We start from the raw sequence: 2,647 nt of genomic DNA, 5'->3' as shown, positions 1-2,647 counted from the left end.
GGAAACCAGGCAACTACCTGGCCTTTCTCGGACTGGCAGCCGCTCTCTGCTGCTACAAACGATTCCTCAAACTGACCATGTAGGACACGGTCTTAACGCACCGCGGAGCGGCACATGAACCGGCGTCGGACTCCCCGCTCAGCTAGCGCCGAAGACCTGCTCACCACCTTGCAGGACCTCACCGCGCGCGCTCGGCGCGAAGTGGAGTTCCACCAGGCCAGGGTGGAACTGGCCCAGGCGCTCCAGCGCGACATGCTTCCGGCGACCCTGCCGACGCTCCCCGGCCTCCAGTCCGCCGCACGCTACGCGCCCGCCCGCCACGGTCTGGACATCGGCGGCGACTGGTACGACGGTTTCACACTCGCGGACGGGGCCCTCGGCTTCGCCATAGGCGACGTACAGGGCCATGACGTCGAGGCGGCCGCCTTCATGGGCCAGGTCCGCATCGCGATGCGGGCCATCGCGGGCACGGCGTCCGATCCGGGCGAGGTCCTGGGCCGGACGAACGATCTGCTGCTGTCCGTGGACTCGGGACTCTTCGCGACCTGTACGTTCATGCGGCTGGACCCGGCGACCTGGGAGCTGCACAGCGCACGAGCCGGGCACGTGGCGTGCGTGTGGGCCACCACGGGGGGCCGGTCCGGCGTCACGGAGGACCCAGGCGGCCTGCCGCTCGGCATCGAGCCCGGCGAGGGCTATCCCGTCACCCGGCGCACCCTCGACTCCGACGGAGCGATCGTGCTGCTCACCGACGGGGTCGTCGAGGGACCGTCGCTGCTGATCGAGGACGGACTCGAACGGGTCCGTCAGCTGGTCGCCGCGCACGCCGGGGCGAGCGCGGCGCAACTGGCCGACGAGGTCCTGGGCGCGGCGGAGCTGACAGGGCACGAGGACGACGCCGCCGTGCTGGTCCTGCGGCATGGAGCCGCCCGCCGCAGAGCGCGGTGACGCCGGCCGTACCGCGCGTGTCACCTGCCGACTCCCGCCGCGGTCGGTGTCTGATGAGTCGTGTGATCCGCAGCAAGGAAGCCAGACGTCGGGCCGTGTACGTGGCGCAGGTCCTGGGCGTGGCCGGCGCCTACTACCTGTCGGGGCGGCTCGGGCTGATGCGCCAGGTGGTCGTGGACGGCGCGGTCGTCACTCCGCTGTGGCCGCCCACCGGCATCGCACTGGCCTCGTTACTGTGCCTGGGCGTCCGCGTCTGGCCGGGCATCGCGCTGGGCACGCTGGTCACGGTCTCCGAGATCGGCGACGCGTTCACGGTGAGCCGGCTGGCCATCATGTTCGGCAACACGCTCGCCCCGCTCACCGCGTACACCCTGTTGCGGAAGGTCGGCTTCCGCAGGGAGCTGGTCCGGCTGCGGGACGGGGTCTGTCTGGTCTTCATCGGCGCGTTCGCGGGGATGCTGATCAGCGCCACCATCGGGAGTTTCACGCTGCTGCTCGACGGCAAGGTCCCGCCGGGACGTTTCTGGCTGGTCTGGTCGTCCTGGTGGGCGGGGGACGCGATGGGCGTCCTGGTGGTCACCCCCGTCCTGCTGGTCCTGCGCGGGGTGCGGTGGCCCCGCCCGAGCGACCGGTGGCTGGAGGCGTCGGTCCTCGCCGTCGTCGTGGTCGTGTCGTCGTTGATCGCCACGCGCAGCTCGCTGTCGATGATCTATCTGGTGTTCCCGGTGATCATCTGGGCTGCCCTGCGCTTCCAGTTGCCGGGCAGCGCGCCGTGCGCCCTGGTCGTCTCGGTGCTCGCGATCCTCGCCGGTACGGACGCGCTGGGGCCGTTCGCGGGCCACAGCCTGATGGAGGTCATGGCCAATCTCTCGCTGCTCAACGGGTGCGTCGCGCTCACCGCGCTGCTGCTCGGGGCCATCGTCGCGGAGCACAAGAACATCCGCCGTGAGACGGAATACGCCGTCGAGGAGCTGGAGGCCCTGGTGGAGCAGCTCGCGCCGCTGTCGGGGCCGGCCGCGGCACGGTACGAGGACAGACCGCGGCGGCACGGCCCGCTCGACGGCGGACCTCACCCGGATCACCGGTAACCCGTACGGACGCGGATCCTCGGTAACCCGTACGGACGCGGATCCTCGGTAACCCGTACGGACGCGGATCACCGGCAACTCGTACGGACGTACCGGCGCCTCGAAAGGGTGGGTGGCGCCGACGCTCAGTACGGCAGGGGGCGGCCGGACGGGGTGCGCAGATCGAGCGGCGGGGGCCCCGAAGGGGGCGGGGGACGACGGACGACGACTCGGATGCGGCCCATTGCCACCACCTCCTCCTGGTCAAACGGTATGTGCCCAGTCGGCGCGGGTTCACACTTTTGGCGCTCCCCGGGCCCGTCCGCCCGGGCACGCCCCGGCCTCGGCGCGGATGCGGGCGGGGCCCGGTGCGGTGACCCTTGATGTGCGGGGGCGCAGAGTCGACGAGGAGGACGCATGTCCGCACTGGACAAGATCAAGAAGATGCTCAAGGGCCACGAGGACCAGGCCGGCAAGGGCGTCGACAAGGCCGGCGACATGGTCGACGGCCGTACGCAGGGCAAGTACAAGGGTCACGTCGACACCGCCCAGGACAAGCTCAAGCAGCAGCTGGGGACGGACCGCGACCAGGACGGGCCGCCCCGCGCCTGAGCCGCCCCACCGGTGACCGG

Annotated in this window: 3 protein-coding genes; all 3 read left to right on the top strand. The window is 71.0% G+C overall.

Annotated features, from left to right (window positions below; all coding sequences use genetic code 11):
- Positions 1-114 precede the first annotated feature (114 nt).
- The 3 genes from ACFWM7_RS34860 (at position 115) to ACFWM7_RS34850 (ending at position 2,627) form a co-directional block, all read left to right on the top strand.
- Positions 115-948: a PP2C family protein-serine/threonine phosphatase gene (locus tag ACFWM7_RS34860; protein WP_383268682.1), complete on the top strand. Its 834-nt coding sequence runs from the start codon at positions 115-117 to the stop codon at positions 946-948.
- Between the two features lie 62 nt (positions 949-1,010).
- Positions 1,011-2,036: an MASE1 domain-containing protein gene (locus tag ACFWM7_RS34855; RefSeq protein ID WP_383268679.1), complete on the top strand. Its 1,026-nt coding sequence runs from the start codon at positions 1,011-1,013 to the stop codon at positions 2,034-2,036.
- Between the two features lie 396 nt (positions 2,037-2,432).
- The gene (locus ACFWM7_RS34850) at positions 2,433-2,627 is read left to right on the top strand and encodes an antitoxin (protein WP_383268677.1); all 195 of its coding nucleotides are present in this window, start codon (positions 2,433-2,435) and stop codon (positions 2,625-2,627) included.
- Positions 2,628-2,647: the final 20 nt, after the last annotated feature.

This window comes from Streptomyces sp. NPDC058375 (genome assembly GCF_042723425.1).
In the GTDB taxonomy this organism is placed as follows: Bacteria; Actinomycetota; Actinomycetes; order Streptomycetales; family Streptomycetaceae; genus Streptomyces; species Streptomyces durocortorensis.
This window is presented reverse-complemented; position numbering and strand designations above follow the sequence as displayed.

Bases quoted from the DNA above. Each gene is read 5' to 3' on its own strand.
- ACFWM7_RS34860 (WP_383268682.1), top strand. From the start codon at position 115: ATGAACCGGCGTCGGACTCCCCGCTCAGCTAGCGCCGAAGACCTGCTC.
- ACFWM7_RS34850 (WP_383268677.1), top strand. From the start codon at position 2,433: ATGTCCGCACTGGACAAGATCAAGAAGATGCTCAAGGGCCACGAGGAC.